The sequence below is a fragment of the Paraburkholderia sp. IMGN_8 genome, from assembly GCF_038050405.1.
Classification (GTDB): Bacteria; Pseudomonadota; Gammaproteobacteria; order Burkholderiales; family Burkholderiaceae; genus Paraburkholderia.
In genome coordinates this window covers 3,820,028-3,843,522 of the sequence record NZ_CP150901.1, presented here as the reverse complement: position 1 = coordinate 3,843,522, position 23,495 = coordinate 3,820,028, and the positions used below count along the sequence as shown (strand labels likewise).

The window sequence follows — 23,495 nt, the reverse complement described above, 5'->3', positions numbered from 1 at the left end:
CGTGCCCGCGACTGCGGCAGCCACCTGCGTGGCGACTTCCCATGTTGATAAAAGGACAATTGTGATCAAGGAAACCATACTGAAACTCGGGCGCTCGTCGATACGGCGCCTGCTGCCCTGGGTGGCGCTGAGTCTGCTCGGCACCGGAACAGCGCATGCGACGCTGAACTGTTCGGTGGGTAGCGGCGAAAGCGTCGTGCTGCTTGACATGACCCAGAAAATCCTGGTGCCGGAGGACGCGCCGATCGGCACGGTGCTGATGAGCGCCTATGGCGTCAGCCGTACCGCCAATTGCCTGCTGAATATCACTTACCCGTTGACGAGCCAATACGCGTATGTGCGCCGCCCCGACCTGACCACCAGCACCCGGATCGGCAATGGCCTGGCAATCTACGTGACTTACAACGGCGATCGCGGCAATACCGCGGCCGATTGGAAAACCGATGTGCTGGTCGACTCGGTGACCAAGAGCGTTTCCGTGCCATTCACCGTGGACATCGAGTTGGTCAAGATCGGGGCGACCCCCACGAGCTCCGACAGCAAGTTGCCGAGCAACTATGTGCACGTGCTTAGCGTGGCGGACCCGAGCCAGAATTTGCTGGTCCAGTCTGGCAATGCGATGTATTTCATCAGGGGCCTGCAAGATTTCGTGGTGTTTACCAAGAGCACGTGTTCGGTCGTCGGAGACACCAATCCCGTGGTCAATCTCGGCACGTTTGCGGCCAATGGCAAGTCGGGTCTCGGATCCGGCATCGGTTCAACCTCGCCGTCGCGGGATTTCACGCTGGAACTCGACTGCAAACAGGGCAGTACCGGCGCGTTCTCCGTCGCGCTGACGCTGGACGGCCAGACCGTATCCGGTTATGAAAGCGCCGGCGTGCTGGCGTTGTCGTCGCAGACCGGCGCGGCTACCGGCGTCGGCGTGCAGGTCCTGAAAGGCGATTCCGGCTCGCAGACATCCGTGCAATTCGGCTCAGCATGGGACGTCACCTCGCGATGGCAATCGGACGGACACATCGAGCTTCCGTTCTCGGCCCGCTATTACCAGACCACCGGCACCATTACCCCCGGGCCGGCCAACGCCACCGCCACCTATACCATCAGTTATATGTAGCGTGCACGCGCTTCGCGGCCGCGGCCGGCACCGCGGGCGGATGCCCGGGGCGGCCACTCGCAGGACGCCCACGCTGTGTCACGGACGGCTTGCGACCAGACTCGCCGCGACGGAAGCTTCTGTCGCGGCGAGTCCGTTTTCGGCATCGAATCTGCGATGCGCCCCTCACCGGAGCACCATACGATGAACCGACCGCTGGACTTGATCGAAGGCGCACTGGCGATCCCGGAGCCGCTGCCATTTGATGGTTTGCCGCCGCCTTTCGGCTCGCGACGACGTACGGCGCGGGTCGCGGCACAACACGCAGTGCAATGCGAACCCAAACCTGTGGCTCAGACCGAAGCACAACAGGCGGTGCAGGACGCGGTGCAACGCCGGCCGCAGCGGGCACACCCAAGTCCGTTTCCTCCGGGCGCGAAGCACGTTTTGCTCTATAAGGTGCCGCCGCAACGTGTGGATTCCCGCCGCTTCGACGCGGCGATGGCTGAAGCAAAGCGCTACCTTGAGACAGGCATGGTACGTCCGCGCTCGTCGCGTTCGGATTACGTACTGGGGGGGGCGATCTTCGTGGGTTGCAGCATTGCGCTGGCCGGGTTGCTGGCTACATGCGCGACGAGAGACGCCAACAAGGCGAGCGAACTGGCCGTGACGCTGCCGGCTGTGCCGGTGGTCAGCAGCCCGTCCGTCGTCGATCATTCTCAAGAGCCGATCAAGCTGGCTCAGTTGGCAGTTGAAGAGGCGCAGACAATTCAGCAGAGTGTGCCTTCGGTAGCCAGCATGGTGCCTAAGGCAGCCGCGCCAAGCCCCGTTGCCGCTGCGCCGGCGCCTCGAAGCGAGCACACGCAGCTATCGCGGCGCGCCGTGCAGCAGCCGACTGTGCAAGCTTCCACCCGCGAAGCCCCGACAACCCGCCCCGCAAAGGCGAAGCGCAAAGTCGCGGGAGCACGCATGACCGAGGTGCATGTCGAAGAGCGCCTCGCGTTGAGCCGCACCGTTCGTCCTGCCACGCGGCCTTCCGTGTCGAAGCAGCCGGAATGGATCGCGCGTTCGTCGGCCGGAAACGACACATTCGACCAGGCAGCGTTGCTCAACTGGGCCTCGCAGCAGCGCGCACACGTTACCACGCGCGCCGCCGTGCCCGTACCGGGTGACACTGAGTGGAACACCCGCATGACCCAACGCCGGATTACCGACAACCCGGATGCTTTCCAAAGTGGCCGCGGCCAAAAGTAAAAGACCACAAAAAAAGCCCGACCAAAGTCGGGCTTCAAAAATCAGCTGCGTCCTCCACAGGACGCAGCTCCTGCAAAACCGCTTGCTCTACCGCCGGCCTTAAGCAGCCAGCAGCGAACGCAACACAAACGGCAGAATCCCGCCGTGCTTGTAGTAGTCCACTTCAATCGGCGTATCGATACGCAGCAGCACCGGCACACGCTTTTCCTTGCCGTCCTTGCCGCGAATCACCAGCGTCACTTCCTGTTGCGGCTTGAAGTCAGCGCCCAGGCCTTCGATGTCGTACGTTTCTTCGCCGGTGATACCGAGCGATTGCACGCTATCCGAGCCCTTGAACTGCAGCGGCAGAACGCCCATGCCCACCAGGTTCGAACGGTGGATCCGCTCGAAGCTGCGTGCGACCACAGCCTTCACGCCCAGCAGTTGCGTACCCTTCGCAGCCCAGTCGCGCGACGAGCCCGTGCCGTACTCTTCGCCCGCGAACACGATGGTCGGCGTGCCGGCGTCGATGTACTTCATCGCTGCGTCATAGATCGACTCTTGTTCACCACTCGGCTGGTGAACGGTCAGGCCGCCTTCCACGCGCGAGCCGTCTGCCTTCGCCGGGATCATCAGGTTCTTGATCCGGACGTTCGCGAACGTGCCGCGCATCATCACGTCGTGGTTGCCACGGCGCGAGCCGTAGCTGTTGAAGTCGGCCTTCTGCACGCCGTTTGCCTTCAGCCACTTGCCTGCCGGCGAGTCTTCCTTGATCGAGCCAGCCGGGCTGATGTGGTCGGTCGTGACCGAGTCACCGAAGATGCCAAGCGCGCGTGCGTTCGTGACCGCAGCAATGCTGTCGGCCGGCGTCATCGAGAAGTCCTTGCCGAAGAACGGCGGCTCAGCGATGTAGGTCGACTTCGGCCAGTCGTAGACTTGACCTTCTTCGCCTTCGATCTTGCTCCACAGGTCGCCCTTCTTGGTGAGCTGCGAGTAGTTCTTGCGGAACGCGTCAGCGTCCAGCGCGAACTTGAGCAGGTCGTTGACTTCTTCGCTGGTCGGCCAGATGTCGCCCAGGTAGATGTCCTTGCCGCCCTTGCCCTTGCCAACCGGCTCGGTCATCAGGTCGCGCGTGATGTTGCCCGCAATCGCGTAAGCGACGACCAGCGGCGGCGAGGCCAGGAAGTTCGCGCGGATGTTCGGGTGGATACGCGCTTCGAAGTTACGGTTGCCCGACAGCACCGCTGCCGCGACGATGTCGTTCTTCGTGATCGCTTCGTTCAGTTCCGGCGTCAGGTCGCCCGCGTTGCCGATACAGGTCGTGCAACCGTAAGCGGCCAGCGTGAAGCCGAGCTTGTCGAGGTACTTCAGCAGGTCGGTCTTCGTCAGGTATTCCGTGACGATGCGCGATCCCGGCGCCAGCGAGGTCTTGATGTGCGGAGCGACCGTCAAGCCGGCTTCCACCGCCTTCTTGGCCAGCAGGCCGGCGGCCAGCAGCACGCTCGGGTTCGACGTGTTGGTGCACGACGTGATGGCAGCGATCAGGATGTCGCCGTTCTTCACGTTGACGCCGTTGCTCGTGGTGTATTGCGCGTCCAGATCGGCTTCCTTCTTCGCAAAACCGTTTTCTGCAACCGGCTTCGAGAACAGGTCGCTGAAGGTCGACTTCACATTGCCGATTTCGATGCGGTCTTGCGGGCGCTTCGGACCTGCCAGCGACGGCGCAACCGTGCCGAGATCCAGCGTGACGACCTTGGTGTAGTCGATCTGGCCAGCCTTCGGAATACCGAACAGGCCTTGTGCCTTGAAGTAGTTTTCGAAGGCGGAGATTTCAGCGTCGGTACGGCCCGTGCCCTTGAAGTAGTCGATGGTTTTTTCGTCGACCGGGAAGAAGCCCATCGTCGCGCCGTATTCCGGCGCCATGTTGCCGATCGTCGCGCGGTCCGGCAGCGACAGCGATTTCGTGCCTTCGCCAAAGAACTCGACAAACTTGCCGACAACCTTTTCCTTACGCAGCAGTTCGGTCACGGTCAGGACCAGGTCAGTCGCCGTCACGCCTTCGCGCAGCTTGCCCTTCAATTCGACGCCGACCACGTCCGGCGTCAGGAAGTACACCGGCTGGCCGAGCATGCCGGCTTCAGCTTCGATACCGCCCACGCCCCAGCCCACCACGCCGATGCCGTTGATCATGGTGGTGTGGCTGTCGGTGCCGACCAGCGAATCCGGGTAGTAGACGGTGTCCGCGCCTTCGGCCTTCTTGTGAACGCCGCGTGCGAGGTATTCCAGGTTCACCTGGTGAACGATACCGACGCCCGGCGGCACGACCTTGAACGTGTCGAATGCCTGCATGCCCCACTTCATGAACTGGTAGCGCTCGTTGTTGCGCTGGAATTCCAGTTTCATGTTCAGGTCGAGCGCGTTCTTTTCGCGGAAGTGATCGATCTGCACCGAGTGGTCGACAACCAGATCCACCGGGACCAGCGGCTCGATCGATTTCGGGTTCTTGCCGACGCGTTGCGCAACACCGCGCATTGCAGCGATGTCAGCGAGCAGCGGCACGCCCGTAAAGTCTTGCAGCACGACGCGCGACACGACGAACGGGATTTCGTCGACGCGTGCAGCGTTCGGCTTCCAGTTCGCGAGTTGCTCGATGTGTTCTTCGGCGATCTTCTTGCCGTCATAGTTACGCAGCACCGATTCCAGCACGATACGGATCGAAACCGGCAGGCGGTCGATCTTGATGTTCAGTGCCTTGCCGAGTTGCGGCAGGGAGTAGAACTTGCCTTTGCCGGAACCGCTGTCGAATTCCTTGAGCGTTTTGTGGAGGTTGTGGGCCATGGTGTTTTCCTTGGTTTGATCGCGGAACTACGGTACTTAACTTAACTTGACTAGATGATGTACAGATCGACGTACTCATTGACCGGCATGGCTTCGAGCCTTGCCTGATCCAGTGACACGTCGAGAATCGCCAGTTGTTGCTTGACCGGAAAGCGGCGCGCGAGGTTGGTCTTGAACTTCTCGACCAGCAACGGAATCCCGTCTTCGCGACGACGCTTGTGACCGATCGGGTATTCGACTACGACTTCGTCGAACGTCGCCCCGTCGTTGAATTCGATCGTCAGTGCATTGGCGATCGAACGCTTCTCCGGGTCGTGGTAATCCTTCGTGAACTGCGCGTCTTCGACGCATTCCATCTTGGCACGCAGCACATCGATGCACGGGTCGTGCGCGATCGAATCTTCATAGTCCGCGGCCGTCAGGCGGCCATGGATCAGCGGCACGGCGATCATGTACTGGATGCAATGATCGCGGTCGGCCGGGTTGTTCAGGGGGCCTTTCTTGTCGATGATGCGGATCGCGGCTTCGTGCGTGCGGATCGTGATCTTCTTGATGTCTTCGACGCGCTTGCCGCTAGCGGCGAGCTGCGTGTGCAAGGTCATCGCTGCTTCCACCGCGGTTTGCGCGTGGAACTCAGCCGGGAAAGAAATCTTGAACAGCACGTTTTCCATCACGTACGAGCCATACGGGCGCTGAAACTTGAACGCGTTGCTCTTGAACAGCACGTCGTAGAAGCCCCACGTCTTGGCCGTCAGCACCGACGGATATCCCATCTCGCCGGTCTTCGCGATCAACGCGAGCCGTACGGCGCGCGAGGTCGCGTCGCCTGCGGCCCACGACTTGCGCGAGCCGGTATTCGGCGCATGACGATACGTGCGCAACGCGTGTCCATCGACAAACGCCTGCGAAATCGCGTTGATCAACTCGTCGCGGGTCAGCCCAATCAGTTGACCGACAACTGCGGTCGATGCCAGCTTCACCAGCAGCACATGATCGAGCCCGACCTTATTGAAGGCGTTCTCCAGCGCGATACAGCCTTGAATTTCGTGCGCCTTGATCATGGCGATCAAAACGTCTTTCATCGTCCGCGGCTTTTTTCCTGCTGCGATGGCAGTGCGCGAGAGCCAGTCGGCCGTGGCCAGAATTCCGCCGAGATTATCCGACGGATGCCCCCACTCGGCGGCAAGCCAGGTGTCGTTGAAGTCCAGCCAGCGGATCATTGCGCCGATGTTGAAGGCGGCCTGAACCGGGTCGAGCTGGAACGACGTGCCCGGCACCTTGGCGCCGTTGGGGACGATCGTGCCCGGCACGATCGGTCCCATCAGCTTGGTGCAGGCCGGGTAGGTGAGCGCCTCGAGTCCGCAACCGAGTGTATCGATCAGGCAGTTACGCGCGGTTTCCAGCGCGAGCGTGCTGTCGATCGGGAAATCCAGCACGTAATCGACGATATCGACCAGGACTGGGTCCGGGTCGGGTCGCACGTTGGAAATCGGAGCGGACATCGGGGAGCTTTCCTGATGTAACTGATTAGTTGGTCTTGTTGATCGCGTTCGATTGCGTCGGAGCCGGTGCACCTTGCACCATGGCTGCCGTCTTGCACTCGTCGGCCAGACGCGAGCTGTCCTTATCCGAGAACAACATCGCCTTGGTCGGGATCACAACCAGGTCCATACCCGTTGCGGCGTCGTGGAAGCGGTCTGCGCCCGTGGTGGTCGATTCACGCGGCAGATTGTAGTTCTTGTTCGCCCAGTGAACCGTGACGATCTGGTCACGCTTCATGTCGCCCTTCAGGTCGAACGCCAGACCTTCATTGCACGACCACTTTTCCGAGCCTTCCGGAACCGGATCGACCTTCGCTTCCTTGGCCGGATTCGGCTTGCGTTTGATCAGACGTTTCGGTTGCGGGCGCTTCGCCACAGCCTTGGCAGCCGGCTTCGTGGTGGTCGCCGTTTGCGCGACGGCGTCAGTCGCGACGATTAGCGTCGTCGTGGACAGGGCGCCAATCACGGCGGCGATCATCAGCTTTTTCATGGAGGAGAACCTTTCTATCTAATTTCAGTTGAACATTGCGCGGTTGGCCGTCTGGAGAACCGCGAGGTTTAACTGCACGCGCTTCGTAAGCGCACAGCGACCGCTATTTTCTCCTATTTAGCGGCACGTACTTCAAATTCTCGGGGCCGGTGTAATTCGCGCTCGGACGGATGATCTTGTTGTCGATCCGCTGCTCGATGACGTGCGCGCTCCAGCCAGCAGCGCGGGCGATCACGAAAAGCGGCGTGAACATCGCCGTCGGCACGCCCATCATGTGATACGAAACCGCGCTGAACCAGTCGAGATTTGGAAACAACTTTTTCACATCTGCCATCACTGTTTCAAGTCGCTCGGCGATATTGAACAGCTTCATGTTGCCCGCTTCCTTCGAGAGCTTCTTCGCGACTTCCTTGATTACCTTGTTGCGCGGGTCGGAGATCGTGTACACCGGGTGACCGAAACCGATCACCACTTCCTTGTTCTCGACACGACGGCGGACGTCGGCTTCGGCTTCGTCGGGCGTCTGGTAGCGCGACTGGATCTCGAACGCGGCTTCGTTGGCGCCGCCGTGTTTCGGGCCGCGCAGCGCGCCGATCGCGCCGGTGATCGCCGAGTAGATGTCCGAACCCGTGCCCGCGATCACGCGGCCGGTGAAGGTCGACGCGTTGAATTCATGCTCGGCGTACAGGTTCAGCGACACGTGCATCGCGTCGACCCACGCTTTCGACGGCTCCACGCCGTGCAGCAGATGCAGGAAGTGGCCGCCGATCGAATCGTCGTCGGTTTCGACTTCGATGCGCTTGCCGTTGTGCGAGTAGTGATACCAGTACAGCAGCATCGAACCGAGCGAGGCCATCAGCTTGTCGGCGATATCGCGCGCGCCCGGCAGGTTGTGGTCGTCTTTTTCCGGCAGCACCGTGCCGAGCACCGACACGCCGGTGCGCATCACGTCCATCGGATGCGCGGCGGCCGGAATCCATTCGAGCGCGGCTTTGACGTTCGCGGGCAGCCCGCGCAGCGCCTTGAGTTTGGTCTTGTAAGCGGTCAGTTCGGTTTGCGTCGGCAGCTTTTCGTGCACCAGCAGATACGCGATCTCTTCGAATTCGCAGGTGCTCGCGATATCGAGAATGTCGTAGCCGCGATAGTGCAGGTCGTTGCCGGTCTTGCCGACCGTGCACAGCGCAGTGTTGCCCGCCGTCACGCCCGACAGCGCGACGGATTTCTTTGGTTTGAAGCCAGGACCGCCTTGTGTGCCGGCGGTTTGCGTTGTCTCGCTCATCTCCCGCAATCTCCGTTGTGCCTGCTCGTTGCTTCTGGCTGAACCATCCGTTGAACCGCGCATTCGATGCCTGCATACCGCTGCGACAGGCAATGGCCTGATTCCGTTGCACGATGCGCGTGGGCGCCGTCCAGCGCTGCCGCGCCGGCTGCCGCGTTGATCATCGTGCTCATGATGCGGATGGCCCGTTAGCGCCCACTTTCATGAAGAGCGGCGCGGCGTCTTGCGGGACGGCGCGGCCCGTGGATTGCGCGCGGCGCAGCACCGACCAGTAGTAGCGATAGCTGGCCCGGTCGTGCAGCGTGTCGTGATTGCGCGTCGGTCCCCATTGCGCGGACTGTGCGGCCAGCAAGATTTCAGTGGCCGTGACGATCTCTTCGTCGCGCGGTGCAAACGCGGCGACGATCGCTTCGATCTGCGCCGGATGGATGCTCCACATCCGCCTGTAGCCGAACTCGTTGCGGGCGCGGGCGGCGTCGCTGGCGACCACGCTTATGTCGCGCACTTCCGTGCTGACGTTATGCGACGGTACCTTGCCATGCGCATGGCAGGCCGCTGAAATTTCGAGCTTCGCGCGCCGCACCAGCGGATGATCGAACTGGCCGGGCGAGCGCATTGCGGTATCGGGAATTGCACCGTCGTGCGCGGAGACGAAGTCCATCAGGCCGAAGCTCAGCGCTTCCACGCCGGGCAGCGCGGCCAGATCGAACACGCGCGTCAGCGCGCCATGTGTTTCGACCAGCAGTTGTACCGGCACAGGTTGAGCGATGCCGAGTTCGCGCCGCGTCGCTTCGATGAACGCGACCATTTCGGCGGCATCGGGGACGTTGCGGATCTTCGGCAGGGTGATGTAAGCGGGTGCTCGCTTTGCGGCGCGCAGAATGACGCGGACGTCGTCACGCCAGTGCGGATGGTCGAAGTCATGGATCCGCACGCCGACGCGGCCGAAGCGGTCATGCTCGCTGCCCAGCAGCGACGCAACCAGCTCCGCGTGTTCCGCTTCGCGGCCGACCTGCGCGCCGTCTTCGCAATCGAGCGTGATGTCGAACACCGGGCCCAATTGCTGCTGCAACGCGAGCGATTTCAGCATCAGCTTCTCGCTGCCGGCGTAGTGATCGCAGGCAGGCAGCACAGCGGGCGGCGCTTCGCCGTCAAACAGCACTTCGGCGGGTGTGAGGGCGCGCATCTTCGGCGTCAGGGGCGTGAGTAATGTTTAGTGAAGTCTGATTCGGACGCGCTCTGCTCGATCGTCGTCAAGCAGCCGCGCAAAACGCGTTCGGATCAGATGCGAACGTCGGCGTGGCGAAGCGCCGTACCTGCCATTCGCACGTAAAAAACCGGAACCCGCCGCGATGACGCCACGGAGTTCCGGTTCGTCTGCATCAGACGCTTAGCCGAGCAGGTGTTGAACGCCGTCGCGCTCTTCGAGCAGCTCGTTCAGCGTACCGTCCATCTTTTCACGCGAGAACGCGTCGATTTCCAGACCTTCGACACGCTTGTACTCGCCGTTTTCGCACGTAACCGGTACACCGTAGATGATGTCTTCCGGAATGCCATACGAACCGTCCGACGGAATACCCATCGTGACCCACTTGCCGTTCGTGCCGAGCACCCAGTCGCGCACGTGGTCGATCGCCGCGTTAGCTGCCGAAGCTGCCGACGACAGGCCGCGCGCTTCAATGATCGCGGCGCCGCGCTTGCCGACGGTCGGGATGAACGTGTTGCGGTTCCATTCTTCGTCGTTGATCAGCTTGGTCAGGTCCTGGCCTTCTGCGGTGGCGACGCGGAAATCCGGGTACATGGTCGGCGAGTGGTTGCCCCACACAGCCAGCTTTTCGATCGAAGCGACCGGCTTGCCCGACTTGGCGGCCAGTTGCGACAGCGCGCGGTTGTGGTCCAGACGCAGCATGGCGGTGAAGTTCTTCTTCGGCAGATCCGGCGCCGACTTCATGGCGATGTATGCGTTGGTGTTGGCCGGGTTGCCGACCACCAGCACCTTTACGTCGCGGCTGGCGACTTCATTCAGCGCCTTGCCCTGAACCGTGAAGATCTCGGCGTTGGCCGACAGCAGATCCTTGCGTTCCATGCCTTTCGAACGCGGACGGGCGCCGACCAGCAGAGCGACGTCGGCATCCTTGAATGCGACCTTCGGATCGTCAGTGATCACGACGCCCGACAGCAGCGGGAATGCGCAATCATCCAGTTCCATCACGACGCCTTTGACGGCGGCTTGCGCTTGCGGCAGGTCGAGCAGTTGCAGGACCACCGGCTGATCCTTGCCGAGCAGATCGCCATTGGCAATGCGGAACAGCAGGGAGTAAGCGATTTGACCTGCGGCGCCGGTGACGGCAACGCGCTTTGCGGGCTTAGCCATTGAGAAATCTCCAGGACGATGCGTTAGACGCTAGGGAAAACGCCATTCTATATGTGCGTTCAGCGAAGCGTTGTGAAACACGGCGGAATTCACTGTTCGCGTACGGCCCTGTATTTGTATCGGGGCTGTGCAGCGCGCTGCGGCGAGACCGCCATGCCGGAAACCTGTACTACTGAGTGCCCCCAAACCTGACGCTTCGCGCCAGGCCCCCCGAGGGGGCAAGAAAACTTGGGGCGGCCCGGCGTTTTCTTGAGAGAGCGGGAGCGGGGCACAAAAGGCGCCGGGTAGTCGCTGCACCGTGCGGGCTCCTGCAAACAGCGCGTTTCGGCAAGCGTCTGATCAGACAACGGCGGCGAATCGAAACCTGGACTGCGTGGGAACAGCATGGTGCAGAATGGCCGCCGGTGCGTCGCGGCGCTGCACAAAACAGCCGCCGAAAAACCCGCAAACCCTTGCTCGACAAGGAGTGTAGGAGTCGGACGGCGCAAAGTCAACATTATCTTATGTCTTATATAAGACATATCTGTTGCGGGGAAAACCCTAGACGCGGCCCAGCCCTTTATGATGAAATGCGCGGATGACTTCGAACCCGGCGAACACCACGAATCCGAACGGCCAAGGGGCTGCAGGCGAGGGTGTGTCCGCTGCCGCGCCCGCTATGTCGCCCACTTTCAGCCCCTTGTATCAGCAGATCAAGGGCTTGATTACACAGAGCCTCGAAAGCGGCGAATGGAAACCCGGCGAGATCATTCCTAGTGAAGTCGAATTGGCGGCCAGATACAAGGTCAGTCAGGGGACAGTGCGCAAAGCGATCGACGAACTTGCCGCCGACAACCTGCTGGTGCGCCGCCAGGGCAAGGGTACTTTTGTTGCAACGCACAACGAAGATCGCGCCCAGTTTCGCTTCCTCCGATTACTGGCTGATGACGGCGCGGAACATCCGCACGTCAGCCGCCTGCTCGAGTGCCGGCGCTTGCGCGCTTCGGCGGACATCGCCCGGCAACTCGATCTGAAGCCCGCCGATCCGGTGGTGTTGATCAAGCGCTTGCTGCAGTTCGACGGCGAAGTCACCGTGCTCGACGAAATCTGGCTGCCCGGCGGCGTGTTCCGCGGACTCACGCTCGAACGCCTGTCGGAGTACAAAGGTCCCCTCTACGCGATGTTCGAGACTGAATTCGGCACGCGCATGATCCGCGCGACGGAGAAAATCCGCGCGGTCGCGGCCGACCCTTCAGTGGCTGATCTATTGAATGTGCCGGCGGGCTTTCCGCTGCTGTCGGTGGAGCGCGTGTCCTATACATACGGGGACCGGCCGGTTGAAGTCCGGCGTGGTTGGTATGTCACAACCGGGTACTACTATCAGAACGATCTAAGCTGAGTCGGGCTGAATGAAGGCGCAGCGTCCCACACGCGCGCCTGTTTGAAGGCGCCTTTATCGCGCACGCTGTAGCGGACCTGCAGTGGTTTTCGCTGCAGCGCGATATAAAAAGGCGCTAAAATTGCGGATTAGTGTGACTACATAGTAGGGGTCTAGCATGGCTGAAGCCGTAAAAAAACCGAGGCCGGAATTCCGGAACATCGGTATCGGGCAGATATTGACGGCATACCGTCTCCCGCTAGCGGGGCGAGTGTCGATCTTGCACCGCGTAAGCGGTGGTCTGCTTTTTGTTTTTCTTCCGTTCCTGCTGTACCTCTTCGATCAGAGCCTCACTTCCGAACTTAGTTTCGAAGTATTCAAAGGCTTCCTCTCCAACATCGTCGTCAAGCTCATCACGCTCGTTCTCGCGTGGGCCTTCCTGTTTCACTTCTGCGCCGGCGTCCGTCACCTGTTCATGGACACAAGCCACGGTCTCACGACTAAAGAGAAGGGCAAGCAAACCTCCATCGTGGTGCTGGTCGTTTCGTCGCTTCTGACGATTGCATTCGCGCTCAAACTCTTCGGAGCATTCTAAAAAAATGGCAGCTAATAACCGAATCGGTCCGAAGCGTCTCGTCGTCGGCGCACATTACGGTCTGCGCGACTGGCTCGCCCAGCGCATCACCGCCTGCGTGATGGCGATCTACACGGTGATCCTGCTTGCGTGGTTCTTCGGCGCGCGCGATTTCTCGTATGACGGCTGGGCGTCGATCTTCGCGACGCAATGGATGAAGCTCGCCACGTTCGTCACGCTGCTCTCGCTGTTCTATCACGCGTGGGTTGGTATCCGCGACATCTGGATGGACTATGTGAAGCCCGTTGGCACGCGCCTGTTGCTTCAGTCGCTGACGATCGTCTGGCTGCTCGCTTGTGCGGGCTACGCTGCGCAGATTCTCTGGAGAGTGTAAAAGAATGGCTGCAATCAAGAATTCTCTGCCGCGTCGCCGTTTCGACGTGGTTATCGTCGGCGCAGGCGGCTCGGGGATGCGCGCTTCGCTGCAACTCGCGCGCGCCGGTCTGTCGGTTTGCGTGCTCTCGAAGGTGTTCCCGACGCGTTCGCACACGGTGGCTGCCCAAGGCGGCATCGGCGCATCGCTTGGCAACATGAGCGAAGACAATTGGCACTATCACTTCTACGACACGATCAAGGGCTCAGACTGGCTCGGCGACCAGGACGCGATCGAGTTCATGTGCCGCGAAGCACCGAACGCCGTGTACGAACTCGAACACTTCGGCATGCCGTTCGACCGTAACGCCGACGGCACGATTTACCAGCGCCCGTTCGGCGGCCATACCGCGAACTACGGCGAAAAGCCGGTGCAACGCGCCTGCGCGGCAGCTGACCGTACCGGTCACGCGCTGCTGCACACGCTGTATCAGCAGAACGTTGCAGCAAAGACGCAGTTCTTCGTCGAATGGATGGCGCTGGACCTGATCCGCGACGCCGACGGCGACGTGCTCGGCGTGACCGCGCTGGAAATGGAAACCGGCGACGTCTACATCCTCGAAGGCAAGACCACGCTGTTCGCCACGGGCGGTGCTGGCCGGATCTTCGCGGCATCCACGAATGCGTTCATCAACACCGGTGACGGCCTGGGTATGGCTGCGCGTTCGGGCATCGCACTGCAAGACATGGAATTCTGGCAATTCCACCCGACCGGCGTGGCCGGCGCGGGCGTGCTGATTACCGAAGGCGTGCGCGGCGAAGGCGGCATTCTGCGTAACTCGAACGGCGAGCGTTTCATGGAACGTTACGCGCCGACGCTGAAGGATCTGGCGCCGCGCGACTTCGTTTCGCGTTCGATGGACCAGGAAATCAAGGAAGGCCGCGGCGTGGGTCCGAACAAGGATCACGTGCTGCTCGACCTGTCGCACATCGGCGCCGAGACGATCATGAAGCGTCTGCCGTCGATCCGCGAAATCGCGCTGAAGTTCGCGAACGTCGACTGTATCAAGGAGCCGATCCCGGTCGTGCCGACCATTCACTATCAGATGGGCGGTATTCCGACGAACATTCACGGCCAGGTCGTGGGGACGTCGCGCGGTCACGAAGAGCCGGTCAACGGTTTCTATGCAGTGGGCGAATGCTCGTGCGTGTCGGTGCACGGCGCAAACCGTCTCGGCACGAACTCGCTGCTCGACCTAGTGGTGTTCGGCCGCGCGGCCGGCAACCACATCGTCAAGCACGTGAAGGACATCAAGGAACACAAGCCGCTGCCGGCCGACGCCGCCGATTTCGCGCTGTCGCGTCTGGACAAGTTGGACAAGTCCTCGTCGGGCGAATACACGCAAAACGTCGCGAACGACATTCGCGCCACGATGCAGGCGCACGCCGGCGTGTTCCGTACTTCGGCGTTGCTGGCAGAAGGCGTCGAGCGCATTCGCGAAGTGGCTGAACGTGTCGACAACATTCACCTGAAGGACAAGTCGAAGGTGTTCAACACCGCGCGCGTCGAAGCGCTGGAAGTGGCGAACCTGATCGAAGTGGCACGCGCCACGATGGTCTCCGCCGAAGCGCGCAAGGAAAGCCGCGGCGCGCACGCGCAAAACGACTTCGAACATCGCGACGACGAAAACTGGCTGCGCCATACGCTGTGGTTCAGCGAAGGCGATCGCCTCGACTACAAGCGGGTTCACATGCAACCGCTGACAGTCGAATCGGTTCCGCCGAAAGCGCGGACCTTCTAAGGCACAAGTCAAAGGAATTCAGAAATGGCTAAGCGTACATTTGAAATTTACCGCTACGACCCGGATAAGGACGCAGCGCCGCGCATGCAAACGTACGAGATCGACATCGACTCGCACGAACGCATGCTGCTCGACGCGCTCGTCAAGCTGAAGGCTGTCGACGAAACGCTGTCGTTCCGCCGTTCGTGCCGCGAAGGCGTGTGCGGTTCGGACGCAATGAACATCAACGGCAAGAACGGTCTGGCTTGTCTGACGAACCTGAACGACCTGCCGCAGAAGATCGTGCTGCGCCCGCTGCCGGGCCTGCCTGTCGTGCGTGACCTGATCTGCGACTTCACGCAGTTCTTCAACCAGTATCACTCGATCAAGCCGTACCTGATCAACGATACGCCGCCGCCGGAAAAGGAACGTCTGCAGTCGCCGGAAGAACGCGACGAACTGGACGGCCTGTACGAATGTATCCTGTGCGCAAGCTGCTCGACTTCGTGCCCGAGCTTCTGGTGGAATCCGGACAAGTTCGTCGGTCCGGCGGGCCTGCTGCAAGCCTATCGCTTCATCGCGGATAGCCGCGACGAAGCGACCGGTGAACGCCTCGACAACCTGGAAGATCCGTACCGTCTGTTCCGTTGCCATACCATCATGAATTGCGTCGACGTCTGCCCGAAGGGCCTGAACCCGACCAAGGCGATTGGCAAGATCAAGGAATTGATGGTTCGCCGCGCTGTCTAGGATGAACAACCCCCACGCTCCCTATCGTTCGCTGCCCCCCGAGGGGGCGGTCAGTACGCTTGGGGGCGGCCCGGCGCGTACTGAAATGAACGAAACATCGCATCAGTCCGACCCTCTTCGCCGCGCGCGCCTTCGCTGGCGCGCTCGGCGCGGCTTGCTGGAAAACGATCTGATCTTTGGACGTTTTTTCAGCCGATATGAGCATGACCTCAGCGACGCCGATGTAGGCGCACTCACCCGCCTGCTCGAGCTGAGCGATAACGACCTGATGGACTTGCTGCTCGTGCGCAAGGAACCAGAGGGCGACCTTGCCGACCCGGACGTGATCCGGGTGCTGGAGCTGCTGCGAAACGCTTAAGCGCCCCGCTTGTCCGTTGTTCCAGGCGTGCAAATTATCGAAACCCTGTTTCCATACTTCGATTGAGGATGTGCTATGACCCCGTCAGATGTTAAAGCCACGCTATCGTTCAGCGACAATTCGCCGAGCGTTGAAATGCCGATTTACAAGGGTACCCTCGGCCCGGACGTGATCGACATCCGCAAACTGTACGGCCAGACCGGCAAGTTCACGTACGACCCGGGCTTCATGTCGACGGCGGCCTGCAATTCGGCGATTACGTATATCGACGGTGACAAGGGCGAGCTGCTGTACCGCGGCTACCCGATCGACAACCTCGCGGAAAACGCCGACTTCCTCGAAACCTGCTACCTGCTGCTGAAGGGCGAACTGCCGAACGCGCAGCAGAACGCGGAGTTCGTAGGCACCGTCACGAAGCACACGATGGTGCATGAGCAAATGCACTTCTTCTTCCGTGGCTTCCGCCGCGACGCGCACCCGATGGCGATTCTGGTCGCCGCGGTCGGCGCGCTGTCGGCCTTCTATCACGACTCGCTCGACATCAACAATCCGCGTCACCGTGAAGTGTCGGCCATTCGCATGATCGCGAAGCTGCCGACGCTGGTCGCGATGGCGTACAAGTACAGCATCGGTCAGCCGTTTGCGTATCCGAAGAACGACCTGTCGTACAGCGCGAACTTCATGCACATGATGTTCTCGAACCCGTGCGAAGAGTACAAGGTCAACGACGTGCTGGTGCGCGCGCTCGACCGTATCCTGATCCTGCACGCGGACCATGAACAGAACGCTTCGACCTCGACCGTGCGTCTCGCCGGTTCGTCGGGCGCGAACCCGTTCGCGTGTATCGCAGCCGGTATCGCTTGTTTGTGGGGCCCGGCGCACGGCGGTGCGAACGAAGCCGCACTGAACATGCTGGAAGAAATCGGCTCGGTCGACAATATTCCTGAGTTCATCAAGCAGGTGAAGGACAAGAACTCGGGCGTGAAGCTGATGGGCTTCGGTCACCGTGTGTACAAGAACTACGATCCGCGTGCGAAGCTGATGCGCGAAACCTGCCACGAAGTGCTGGAAGAGCTGGGCCTGCACGACGACCCGCTGTTCAAGCTGGCCATGGCGCTGGAAAAGATCGCACTGGAAGACGAATACTTCGTGTCGCGCAAGCTGTACCCGAACGTCGACTTCTACTCGGGCATCGTGCAGCGCGCGCTGGGCATTCCGACGTCGATGTTCACGTGTATCTTCGCGATGGCGCGTACGGTCGGCTGGATTGCACAGTGGAACGAAATGATCGCCGATCCGGAACAGAAGATTGGCCGTCCGCGTCAGCTGTTCATCGGCGACACGCAACGTGAAGCGAAGCCGCTCGCGCAACGTTGATCGGGTTTGAGTCTGCGTGGTTCGTGGCGGTTTGTTTGCTGCGAATGAGCGTAGAGTCTGTGCTGATTGGAAACGCCCCAACGGGTTTATCGTTGGGGCGTTTTGTTTTTGTATCGCGTGGTGCCGTGCCGTTAAGCCGGTGTGCGGGCTTGGCGCCGTCTCGTTCGTTCGGGCGAGGGCGGGCGTGTCTTGAGGCTGGCCGGTATCGAAGCGGCGTCCTTCGTGCATGGCCGTGGGTTTCGAAAAAGCGCCGGGACGCACTCGGCGTCATGCCGCGCCCCGACAAAAACTGCCGATTGAAATTTGCGAGGTTCGGAAAGCCCGCTTTCGTAGCGATCAACGCGATCAGCCAGCGCGTGTCGGTTAATTGCCGCGTTGCATAGCCGATGCGCAGCCGGTTCAAATAGCGCCCGACGCTTTCACCCACATGCCGCACAAAGTAACGATGCAGCGAGCGCGCCGAGAGATTCGCCACGTCGCACAGTTCGGCGATACCGTATTTGAAGCGCCAGTTGCCGAGCTTCCTGCGTGGCGAAAGTCCGCAGGATTTTCCTGCGGGTCACTTCGAGACTGACTTTGTCGGGCGCGCGCGGGAAAGCGACTTAACGCCGCTCGGCCGCGCGCAACTCGGCTTCGAGCTGGCACGCTAGGTGTGGGGGATGGAGCCCGCATGCCGCGGACTAGGCGTTGTCCGGTGTATGCCCCATCTCCTCATTCGATTCACTCTCCTCGTCCAACACGGTTTTCGCTTCAGCTTCGATTACGTCGAAAATCGTTTCTGGTACGAGGTTGGCGAACTGCCTCGGGCGATGTTTAGACACTTTCCCGGCGTTAGCCGCGTGACCGGTTTCACCAGGGCTGGCCGCTTCCGCCTTGTTCTTTGGCCGGCGCGCCATGTTTTTACCGCTGCCATCGTCACGAAATCCCATGCCGGGTAACACCCATACAGGTATCGCCACTACCACCCAACTCCCTGTTTTTTATCGGTTTTCTCCCTGGTGGAGGGGCCCAAAGCGGGCTGCCGCGTGGCATAATCGACCGACACAGTCAGCCCGCAGTCATTCCTACCCCGCATACCATGGCACAGACTCTCTACGACAAATTGTGGAACACACACGTGGTCCACACGGAAGAAGACGGTACGACGATTCTCTATATCGACCGCCACCTGCTGCACGAAGTCACCAGCCCGCAGGCGTTCGAAGGCCTGAAGCTCGCTGAGCGTCCGGTCTGGCGCATCAGCGCGAATCTGGCGGTCTCCGATCACAATGTGCCCACCACGGATCGCAGCCACGGCATCGCCGATCCGGTCTCGAAGCTGCAGGTCGATACGCTCGACAGCAACTGCGACGCCTACGGCATCACGCAGTTCAAGATGAACGACCTGCGTCAGGGCATCGTGCACATCATCGGGCCGGAGCAGGGCGCCACGCTGCCGGGCATGACGATCGTCTGCGGCGATTCGCACACCTCCACGCACGGCGCGTTCGGCGCGCTGGCGCATGGCATCGGCACGTCGGAAGTCGAGCACGTGCTGGCCACGCAAACGCTCTTGCAGAAGAAGAGCAAGAACATGCTGGTGAAGGTCGAAGGCCCGTTGCCGCGCGGTTGTACCGCAAAAGACATCGTGCTCGCGATCATCGGCAAGATCGGCACGGCGGGCGGCACCGGCTACGCGATCGAATTCGGCGGCTCGACGATTTGCGCGCTGTCGATGGAAGGCCGTATGACGGTCTGCAACATGGCGATCGAAGCGGGCGCGCGCGCCGGCATGGTTGCTGTGGACGACGTCACGATCGATTACCTGAAGGGCCGTCCGTTCTCGCCGGAAGGCGTCGAGTGGGATCACGCGGTCGAGTACTGGAAGCAGTTCAAGTCGGACGAAGGCGCGCAATTCGATCGCGTGGTCGAACTGAACGCGGCTGAGATCGTGCCGCAAGTCACGTGGGGCACGTCGCCGGAAATGGTCACGGCGATCGACGGCCGGGTGCCGGATCCGGAACGCGAAAAAGATCCGGTCAAGCGCGACGCGATGGAACGCGCGTTGAAGTACATGGCGCTCGAACCGAATGCGCCGATCGAATCCATCAAGCCGGATAAAATCTTCATTGGGTCGTGCACCAACGCGCGCATTGAAGACATTCGCGCTGCGGCATACGTCGTGAAGAAGCTCGGCCGCCGCGTCGCATCGAATATCCGTTTGGCGATGGTCGTGCCGGGTTCGGGTCTCGTGAAAGCCCAGGCGGAACGTGAGGGCCTCGACAAGGTCTTTACCGATGCCGGGTTCGAATGGCGTGAACCGGGTTGCTCGATGTGCCTCGCAATGAACGCCGACCGGTTGGATCCGGGCGAACGTTGCGCGTCCACGTCGAATCGTAACTTTGAAGGTCGTCAGGGCGCCGGTGGCCGTACCCACCTCGTGAGCCCCGCAATGGCTGCCGCTGCGGCCATCGAAGGGCATTTTGTCGATATTCGCAAGCTCGGATAATTCGCATGATGAAGAACATGAATCGCACCACTCTATTGCGCCGCTTCGCGCTCGGTACGTTGGCTGGGTTGCTGTTCGGTCTGGCCGGCTGCAATACGGTACACGGATTCGGCGAGGACATGTCGCACCTCGGCAATTCGATCAGCAACCACGCTGACAAATAAGCGGTTTTCGATTTTTGCCGGCGATGCGGCGGGTAGCTTTGCGGCTGCCACGCGCATCGCCCGGTCTTGAAACAGGCGCAAGCGTCATGGATAAATTCATCGTACACACCGGCGTCGTGGCGCCGCTCGATCGCGAGAACGTCGATACGGACGCGATCATTCCGAAGCAGTTCCTGAAGTCGATCAAGCGCACGGGTTTCGGGCCGAACGCGTTCGATGAATGGCGTTACCTCGACCACGGCGAACCGGGTCAGGACAATTCGAAGCGTCCGCTGAATCCGGATTTCGTGCTGAACCAGCCGCGCTATCAAGGCGCGTCGGTGTTGCTGGCGCGCAAGAACTTCGGCTGCGGCAGCTCGCGTGAGCACGCGCCGTGGGCGTTGCAGCAATACGGTTTCCGTGCGCTGCTCGCGCCGAGCTTCGCGGATATTTTCTACAACAACTGCTTCAAGAACGGCCTGCTGCCGATCGTGCTGAGCGAACAGCAAGTCGATCACCTGTTCAACGAAACGTACGCGTTCAACGGCTTCCAGCTGACGATCGACCTTGAAGCGCAAGTCGTGCGCGTCGGCGACGGCACCGAATATCCGTTCGAGGTCGCGGGTTTCCGTAAATACTGCCTGCTGAACGGCTTCGACGATATCGGCCTCACGCTGCGCCACGCGGACAAGATTCGCCAGTTCGAAGCGGAGCGGATCGCGAAGCAGCCGTGGCTCAATCACCGCATCGTCGGCTAAAAAGGCGTAAGGGCCTAGATCCCGTTCGCTGATTCAAGCTCAGAAGTCTCGAAGAAAATCATCAAGGAAATTCGCATGAAGATCGCAGTCTTGCCGGGCGACGGCATCGGTCCCGAAATCGTCAAGGAGGCCGTCAAGGTCCTGAACGTGCTCGGCGAAAAGTTCGAACTCGAAGAGGCGCCGGTTGGCGGCGCAGGCTACGAAGCGAAGGGTCATCCGCTGCCCGATTCGACGCTCGCGCTGGCGAAGGAAGCCGATGCGATCCTGTTCGGCGCCGTTGGCGACTGGAAATACGACACGCTCGAACGCGCGCTGCGTCCGGAGCAGGCGATTCTCGGTTTGCGCAAGCACCTGCAATTGTTCGCGAACTTCCGTCCGGCGATCTGCTATCCGCAACTGACGGGCGCTTCTTCGCTGAAGCCGGAAATCGTCTCGGGCCTCGATATCCTGATCGTGCGCGAACTGAACGGCGACATCTACTTCGGCTCGCCGCGCGGCGTACGCGAAGCGCCGGATGGCCTCTTTGCCGGTTCGAAGGAAGGTTTCGACACGATGCGTTATTCGGAGCCCGAAGTGCGCCGTATCGCGCACGTTGCGTTTCAGGCGGCGCAAAAGCGCGGCAAGAAGCTGACGTCGGTCGATAAAGCCAACGTGCTCGAAACGTCGCAGTTCTGGAAAGACGTGATGATCGACGTGTCGAAGGAATATGCGGACGTCGAACTGTCGCATATGTACGTCGACAACGCGGCCATGCAACTGGTGAAGGCCCCGAAGTCGTTCGACGTGATCGTGACCGGCAACATGTTCGGCGACATTCTCTCCGACGAAGCCGCGATGCTGACGGGTTCGATCGGCATGCTGCCGTCGGCCTCGCTCGACAAGAACAACAAGGGCTTGTACGAGCCGTCGCACGGCTCCGCGCCGGATATCGCCGGCAAGGGCGTGGCGAATCCGCTGGCCACGATTCTCTCGGCCGCGATGATGCTGCGTTATTCGCTGAATAAGGCGGAACAAGCTGACCGTATTGAAAACGCGGTCAAGAAGGTGCTCGAGCAAGGCTTCCGCACTGGCGACATTCTGACGCCGGGCTGCCAGCAAGTCGGCACCGCAGCAATGGGCGACGCGGTGGTCGCCGCGCTGTAAAGCGTTTAAGCCCAAGCAGTCGTTAGGTCCTCAAACGGCCTTTAAAACGCGAATTGGCCTCGAAAACAGGCCAATTCGCGCGTAATACGGACGATGGCGTCGCCAGATTCCGGTTTTCGTGTATATTGTAGCGATGGCGCAGATCTCCCAAATCTCCTCGATTTCCGAACTGCACGGCAAAACGGCCCGTGTGGTTGAGTTCGCCATTACCATCAAAACGATTACCCCGAAAACGATCACGAAACGCTGATCGTCCGTCGTGCCCGCTCATCTTCCCCGCGCGGTCACTGCGGGCAAAGATGCGGGGAAGTTTCCACTCGAAGGGTATGAAGTCATGAACGTAGGTCTCGTAGGTTGGCGCGGTATGGTCGGCAGCGTCCTGATGCAACGTATGCAGCAGGAAGGCGATTTCGACTTGATCGAACCGGTGTTTTTCAGCACCAGCAATGCGGGCGGCAACGCGCCGTCGTTCGCCAAAAACGAGACCAAGCTCAAAGATGCTACAAGCATCGAAGACCTGAAGAAGTGCGAAGCGATCATCTCCTGCCAGGGCGGCGATTACACGAATGAAGTGTTCCCGAAGCTGCGCGCAGCGGGCTGGAACGGCTACTGGATCGACGCGGCTTCGTCGCTGCGCATGAAGGACGACGCGGTCATCATTCTCGATCCGGTCAACCTCGACGTGATCAAGAACGCGCTGGTCAAGGGCCAGAAGAATTTCATCGGCGGCAACTGCACGGTCAGCCTGATGCTGATGGCGCTCGGCGGCCTGTTCCGCGAAAACCTCGTCGACTGGATGACGGCCATGACGTACCAGGCTGCTTCGGGCGCGGGCGCGCAGAACATGCGCGAACTGCTGCAACAAATGGGCACGCTGTACGGCGCGGCCAAGGAAGATCTGGCGGATCCGTCGTCGGCGATTCTCGATATCGACCGCCGCGTGCTGAGCGCGATGAACAGCGACCGTATGCCGACGGACAACTTCGGCGTTCCGCTCGCCGGCTCGCTGATTCCGTGGATCGACAAGGATCTCGGCAACGGCATGTCGAAAGAAGAATGGAAGGGCGGCGCCGAGACCAACAAGATCCTCGGCAAGCCGGCCATGGGCGCGCCGGGTTCGATTCCGGTGGATGGCCTCTGCGTGCGGATCGGCGCCATGCGCTGCCACTCGCAGGCGCTGACCATCAAGCTGAACAAGGACGTGCCGCTGGACGAAGTGAACAGCATCCTCGCGTCGGGCAACGACTGGGTCAAGGTCGTGCCGAACGAGCGTGAAGCGTCGATGCGCGATCTGTCCCCCGCGGTGGTGACGGGCACGCTGACGGTGCCGGTCGGCCGTGTGCGCAAGCTGGCAATGGGCGGCGAATATCTGTCGGCCTTCACGGTCGGCGATCAGCTGCTGTGGGGCGCGGCCGAACCGCTGCGTCGCATGCTTCGCATTGTGCTCGACAAGTAAAGTAAACTACGCGTTCACGACGCGTAGAAAACTCAAAAAGCGTCGCATTTCCCGCGACGCTTTTTTCATTGTGTGCCCCGATTATCTTGT

Annotated in this window: 21 protein-coding genes and 2 pseudogenes; 15 read left to right on the top strand and 8 right to left on the bottom strand. The window is 60.9% G+C overall.

All coding sequences use genetic code 11. From position 1 onward, the window contains the following. The first annotated feature begins 61 nt into the window (after nucleotides 1–61). Together WN982_RS38355 and WN982_RS38350 are read left to right on the top strand one after the other, a co-directional pair. Nucleotides 62–1,114, top strand: a complete 1,053-nt coding sequence (locus WN982_RS38355; RefSeq protein ID WP_341317163.1) for a fimbrial protein — start codon at nucleotides 62–64, stop codon at nucleotides 1,112–1,114. Nucleotides 1,115–1,297: 183 nt separating this feature from the next. Beyond that, nucleotides 1,298–2,347: a hypothetical protein gene (locus tag WN982_RS38350; RefSeq protein ID WP_341317162.1), complete on the top strand. Its 1,050-nt coding sequence runs from the start codon at nucleotides 1,298–1,300 to the stop codon at nucleotides 2,345–2,347. A gap of 99 nt (nucleotides 2,348–2,446) precedes the next feature. Here the strand turns inward: WN982_RS38350 and acnA are convergent, their stop codons facing one another. The 6 genes from acnA to WN982_RS38320 all read right to left on the bottom strand — a co-directional run bounded on the left by acnA (nucleotide 2,447) and on the right by WN982_RS38320 (nucleotide 10,848). Continuing rightward, entirely contained in the window at nucleotides 2,447–5,164 is a 2,718-nt protein-coding gene (gene acnA, locus WN982_RS38345) for an aconitate hydratase AcnA (RefSeq protein WP_341317161.1), read from the bottom strand. 50 nt (nucleotides 5,165–5,214) lie between these two features. Next, nucleotides 5,215–6,666: a bifunctional 2-methylcitrate dehydratase/aconitate hydratase gene (locus WN982_RS38340; protein WP_341317160.1), complete on the bottom strand. Its 1,452-nt coding sequence runs from the start codon at nucleotides 6,664–6,666 to the stop codon at nucleotides 5,215–5,217. 25 nt (nucleotides 6,667–6,691) lie between these two features. Further along, nucleotides 6,692–7,195, bottom strand: coding sequence for a hypothetical protein (locus tag WN982_RS38335; protein WP_341317159.1), 504 nt, complete (start codon nucleotides 7,193–7,195; stop codon nucleotides 6,692–6,694). 103 nt (nucleotides 7,196–7,298) lie between these two features. Then, nucleotides 7,299–8,474, bottom strand: a complete 1,176-nt coding sequence (prpC, locus tag WN982_RS38330) for a 2-methylcitrate synthase (RefSeq protein ID WP_341317158.1) — start codon at nucleotides 8,472–8,474, stop codon at nucleotides 7,299–7,301. A gap of 169 nt (nucleotides 8,475–8,643) precedes the next feature. Next, nucleotides 8,644–9,660: an aldolase/citrate lyase family protein gene (locus WN982_RS38325; protein WP_341317157.1), complete on the bottom strand. Its 1,017-nt coding sequence runs from the start codon at nucleotides 9,658–9,660 to the stop codon at nucleotides 8,644–8,646. A gap of 204 nt (nucleotides 9,661–9,864) precedes the next feature. Continuing rightward, on the bottom strand, nucleotides 9,865–10,848 hold the full coding sequence (locus tag WN982_RS38320) for a malate dehydrogenase (protein ID WP_341317156.1): 984 nt from the start codon (nucleotides 10,846–10,848) through the stop codon (nucleotides 9,865–9,867). 577 nt (nucleotides 10,849–11,425) lie between these two features. On the opposite strand from WN982_RS38320, the gene WN982_RS38315 reads away from it, so the two are divergent. The 7 genes from WN982_RS38315 (at nucleotide 11,426) to gltA (ending at nucleotide 17,417) form a co-directional block, all read left to right on the top strand. Continuing rightward, nucleotides 11,426–12,226 (top strand): GntR family transcriptional regulator, encoded by an 801-nt coding sequence (locus WN982_RS38315; protein WP_341317155.1) that lies wholly within the window; start codon nucleotides 11,426–11,428, stop codon nucleotides 12,224–12,226. A 157-nt stretch (nucleotides 12,227–12,383) separates the two neighbouring features. Then, complete coding sequence (gene sdhC / locus WN982_RS38310; protein WP_028196108.1) at nucleotides 12,384–12,800, top strand: succinate dehydrogenase, cytochrome b556 subunit; 417 nt, start codon at nucleotides 12,384–12,386, stop codon at nucleotides 12,798–12,800. A 4-nt stretch (nucleotides 12,801–12,804) separates the two neighbouring features. Next, nucleotides 12,805–13,173, top strand: a complete 369-nt coding sequence (sdhD, locus tag WN982_RS38305; protein ID WP_115104956.1) for a succinate dehydrogenase, hydrophobic membrane anchor protein — start codon at nucleotides 12,805–12,807, stop codon at nucleotides 13,171–13,173. 4 nt (nucleotides 13,174–13,177) lie between these two features. Continuing rightward, nucleotides 13,178–14,953, top strand: a complete 1,776-nt coding sequence (gene sdhA / locus WN982_RS38300; protein ID WP_341317154.1) for a succinate dehydrogenase flavoprotein subunit — start codon at nucleotides 13,178–13,180, stop codon at nucleotides 14,951–14,953. A 24-nt stretch (nucleotides 14,954–14,977) separates the two neighbouring features. Next, nucleotides 14,978–15,682, top strand: coding sequence for a succinate dehydrogenase iron-sulfur subunit (locus WN982_RS38295; protein ID WP_179739517.1), 705 nt, complete (start codon nucleotides 14,978–14,980; stop codon nucleotides 15,680–15,682). A gap of 85 nt (nucleotides 15,683–15,767) precedes the next feature. Continuing rightward, entirely contained in the window at nucleotides 15,768–16,040 is a 273-nt protein-coding gene (locus WN982_RS38290) for a succinate dehydrogenase assembly factor 2 (RefSeq protein ID WP_341317153.1), read from the top strand. A 75-nt stretch (nucleotides 16,041–16,115) separates the two neighbouring features. Beyond that, complete coding sequence (gene gltA / locus WN982_RS38285; RefSeq protein ID WP_341317152.1) at nucleotides 16,116–17,417, top strand: citrate synthase; 1,302 nt, start codon at nucleotides 16,116–16,118, stop codon at nucleotides 17,415–17,417. Nucleotides 17,418–17,548: 131 nt separating this feature from the next. Here the strand turns inward: gltA and WN982_RS38280 are convergent. Next, nucleotides 17,549–17,904: pseudogene (locus WN982_RS38280) on the bottom strand (helix-turn-helix transcriptional regulator); the annotation flags it as partial. A 10-nt stretch (nucleotides 17,905–17,914) separates the two neighbouring features. Between WN982_RS38280 and WN982_RS38275 the strand changes: the two are divergent. After that, nucleotides 17,915–18,067, top strand: a pseudogene (locus WN982_RS38275) (YbiU family protein); the annotation flags it as partial. 30 nt (nucleotides 18,068–18,097) lie between these two features. Here WN982_RS38275 and WN982_RS38270 read toward each other — a convergent pair. Beyond that, nucleotides 18,098–18,346, bottom strand: coding sequence for a hypothetical protein (locus tag WN982_RS38270; RefSeq protein ID WP_341317151.1), 249 nt, complete (start codon nucleotides 18,344–18,346; stop codon nucleotides 18,098–18,100). 149 nt (nucleotides 18,347–18,495) lie between these two features. On the opposite strand from WN982_RS38270, the gene leuC reads away from it, so the two are divergent. The 5 genes from leuC (at nucleotide 18,496) to asd (ending at nucleotide 23,405) form a co-directional block, all read left to right on the top strand. Continuing rightward, nucleotides 18,496–19,905: a 3-isopropylmalate dehydratase large subunit gene (gene leuC / locus WN982_RS38265; RefSeq protein ID WP_341317150.1), complete on the top strand. Its 1,410-nt coding sequence runs from the start codon at nucleotides 18,496–18,498 to the stop codon at nucleotides 19,903–19,905. 5 nt (nucleotides 19,906–19,910) lie between these two features. Next, on the top strand, nucleotides 19,911–20,069 hold the full coding sequence (locus WN982_RS38260; RefSeq protein WP_154557950.1) for an entericidin A/B family lipoprotein: 159 nt from the start codon (nucleotides 19,911–19,913) through the stop codon (nucleotides 20,067–20,069). Between the two features lie 86 nt (nucleotides 20,070–20,155). Beyond that, complete coding sequence (leuD, locus tag WN982_RS38255; protein WP_341317149.1) at nucleotides 20,156–20,806, top strand: 3-isopropylmalate dehydratase small subunit; 651 nt, start codon at nucleotides 20,156–20,158, stop codon at nucleotides 20,804–20,806. Between the two features lie 75 nt (nucleotides 20,807–20,881). Continuing rightward, nucleotides 20,882–21,949 carry a 3-isopropylmalate dehydrogenase gene (gene leuB / locus WN982_RS38250; protein WP_341317148.1) on the top strand — a complete coding sequence of 356 codons (1,068 nt, stop codon included), beginning with the start codon at nucleotides 20,882–20,884 and terminating at the stop codon, nucleotides 21,947–21,949. Nucleotides 21,950–22,283: 334 nt separating this feature from the next. Next, nucleotides 22,284–23,405, top strand: coding sequence for an aspartate-semialdehyde dehydrogenase (gene asd, locus WN982_RS38245; protein ID WP_341317147.1), 1,122 nt, complete (start codon nucleotides 22,284–22,286; stop codon nucleotides 23,403–23,405). Nucleotides 23,406–23,495 lie beyond the last annotated feature (90 nt).

What these genes read in the sequence shown, in the direction of transcription:
- sdhA (WP_341317154.1), top strand. Translation starts at nt 13,178, where the DNA reads ATGGCTGCAATCAAGAATTCTCTGCCGCGTCGCCGTTTCGACGTGGTT.
- leuD (WP_341317149.1), top strand. Translation starts at nt 20,156, where the DNA reads ATGGATAAATTCATCGTACACACCGGCGTCGTGGCGCCGCTCGATCGC.
- WN982_RS38270 (WP_341317151.1), bottom strand. Translation starts at nt 18,346, where the DNA reads ATGGGATTTCGTGACGATGGCAGCGGTAAAAACATGGCGCGCCGGCCA.
- sdhC (WP_028196108.1), top strand. Translation starts at nt 12,384, where the DNA reads ATGGCTGAAGCCGTAAAAAAACCGAGGCCGGAATTCCGGAACATCGGT.
- WN982_RS38340 (WP_341317160.1), bottom strand. Translation starts at nt 6,666, where the DNA reads ATGTCCGCTCCGATTTCCAACGTGCGACCCGACCCGGACCCAGTCCTG.
- WN982_RS38325 (WP_341317157.1), bottom strand. Translation starts at nt 9,660, where the DNA reads ATGCGCGCCCTCACACCCGCCGAAGTGCTGTTTGACGGCGAAGCGCCG.
- WN982_RS38260 (WP_154557950.1), top strand. Translation starts at nt 19,911, where the DNA reads ATGATGAAGAACATGAATCGCACCACTCTATTGCGCCGCTTCGCGCTC.
- acnA (WP_341317161.1), bottom strand. Translation starts at nt 5,164, where the DNA reads ATGGCCCACAACCTCCACAAAACGCTCAAGGAATTCGACAGCGGTTCC.
- WN982_RS38350 (WP_341317162.1), top strand. Translation starts at nt 1,298, where the DNA reads ATGAACCGACCGCTGGACTTGATCGAAGGCGCACTGGCGATCCCGGAG.
- sdhD (WP_115104956.1), top strand. Translation starts at nt 12,805, where the DNA reads ATGGCAGCTAATAACCGAATCGGTCCGAAGCGTCTCGTCGTCGGCGCA.
- WN982_RS38335 (WP_341317159.1), bottom strand. Translation starts at nt 7,195, where the DNA reads ATGAAAAAGCTGATGATCGCCGCCGTGATTGGCGCCCTGTCCACGACG.
- prpC (WP_341317158.1), bottom strand. Translation starts at nt 8,474, where the DNA reads ATGAGCGAGACAACGCAAACCGCCGGCACACAAGGCGGTCCTGGCTTC.
- gltA (WP_341317152.1), top strand. Translation starts at nt 16,116, where the DNA reads ATGACCCCGTCAGATGTTAAAGCCACGCTATCGTTCAGCGACAATTCG.
- WN982_RS38290 (WP_341317153.1), top strand. Translation starts at nt 15,768, where the DNA reads ATGAACGAAACATCGCATCAGTCCGACCCTCTTCGCCGCGCGCGCCTT.
- leuC (WP_341317150.1), top strand. Translation starts at nt 18,496, where the DNA reads ATGGCACAGACTCTCTACGACAAATTGTGGAACACACACGTGGTCCAC.
- WN982_RS38320 (WP_341317156.1), bottom strand. Translation starts at nt 10,848, where the DNA reads ATGGCTAAGCCCGCAAAGCGCGTTGCCGTCACCGGCGCCGCAGGTCAA.
- WN982_RS38295 (WP_179739517.1), top strand. Translation starts at nt 14,978, where the DNA reads ATGGCTAAGCGTACATTTGAAATTTACCGCTACGACCCGGATAAGGAC.
- WN982_RS38315 (WP_341317155.1), top strand. Translation starts at nt 11,426, where the DNA reads ATGACTTCGAACCCGGCGAACACCACGAATCCGAACGGCCAAGGGGCT.
- asd (WP_341317147.1), top strand. Translation starts at nt 22,284, where the DNA reads ATGAACGTAGGTCTCGTAGGTTGGCGCGGTATGGTCGGCAGCGTCCTG.
- leuB (WP_341317148.1), top strand. Translation starts at nt 20,882, where the DNA reads ATGAAGATCGCAGTCTTGCCGGGCGACGGCATCGGTCCCGAAATCGTC.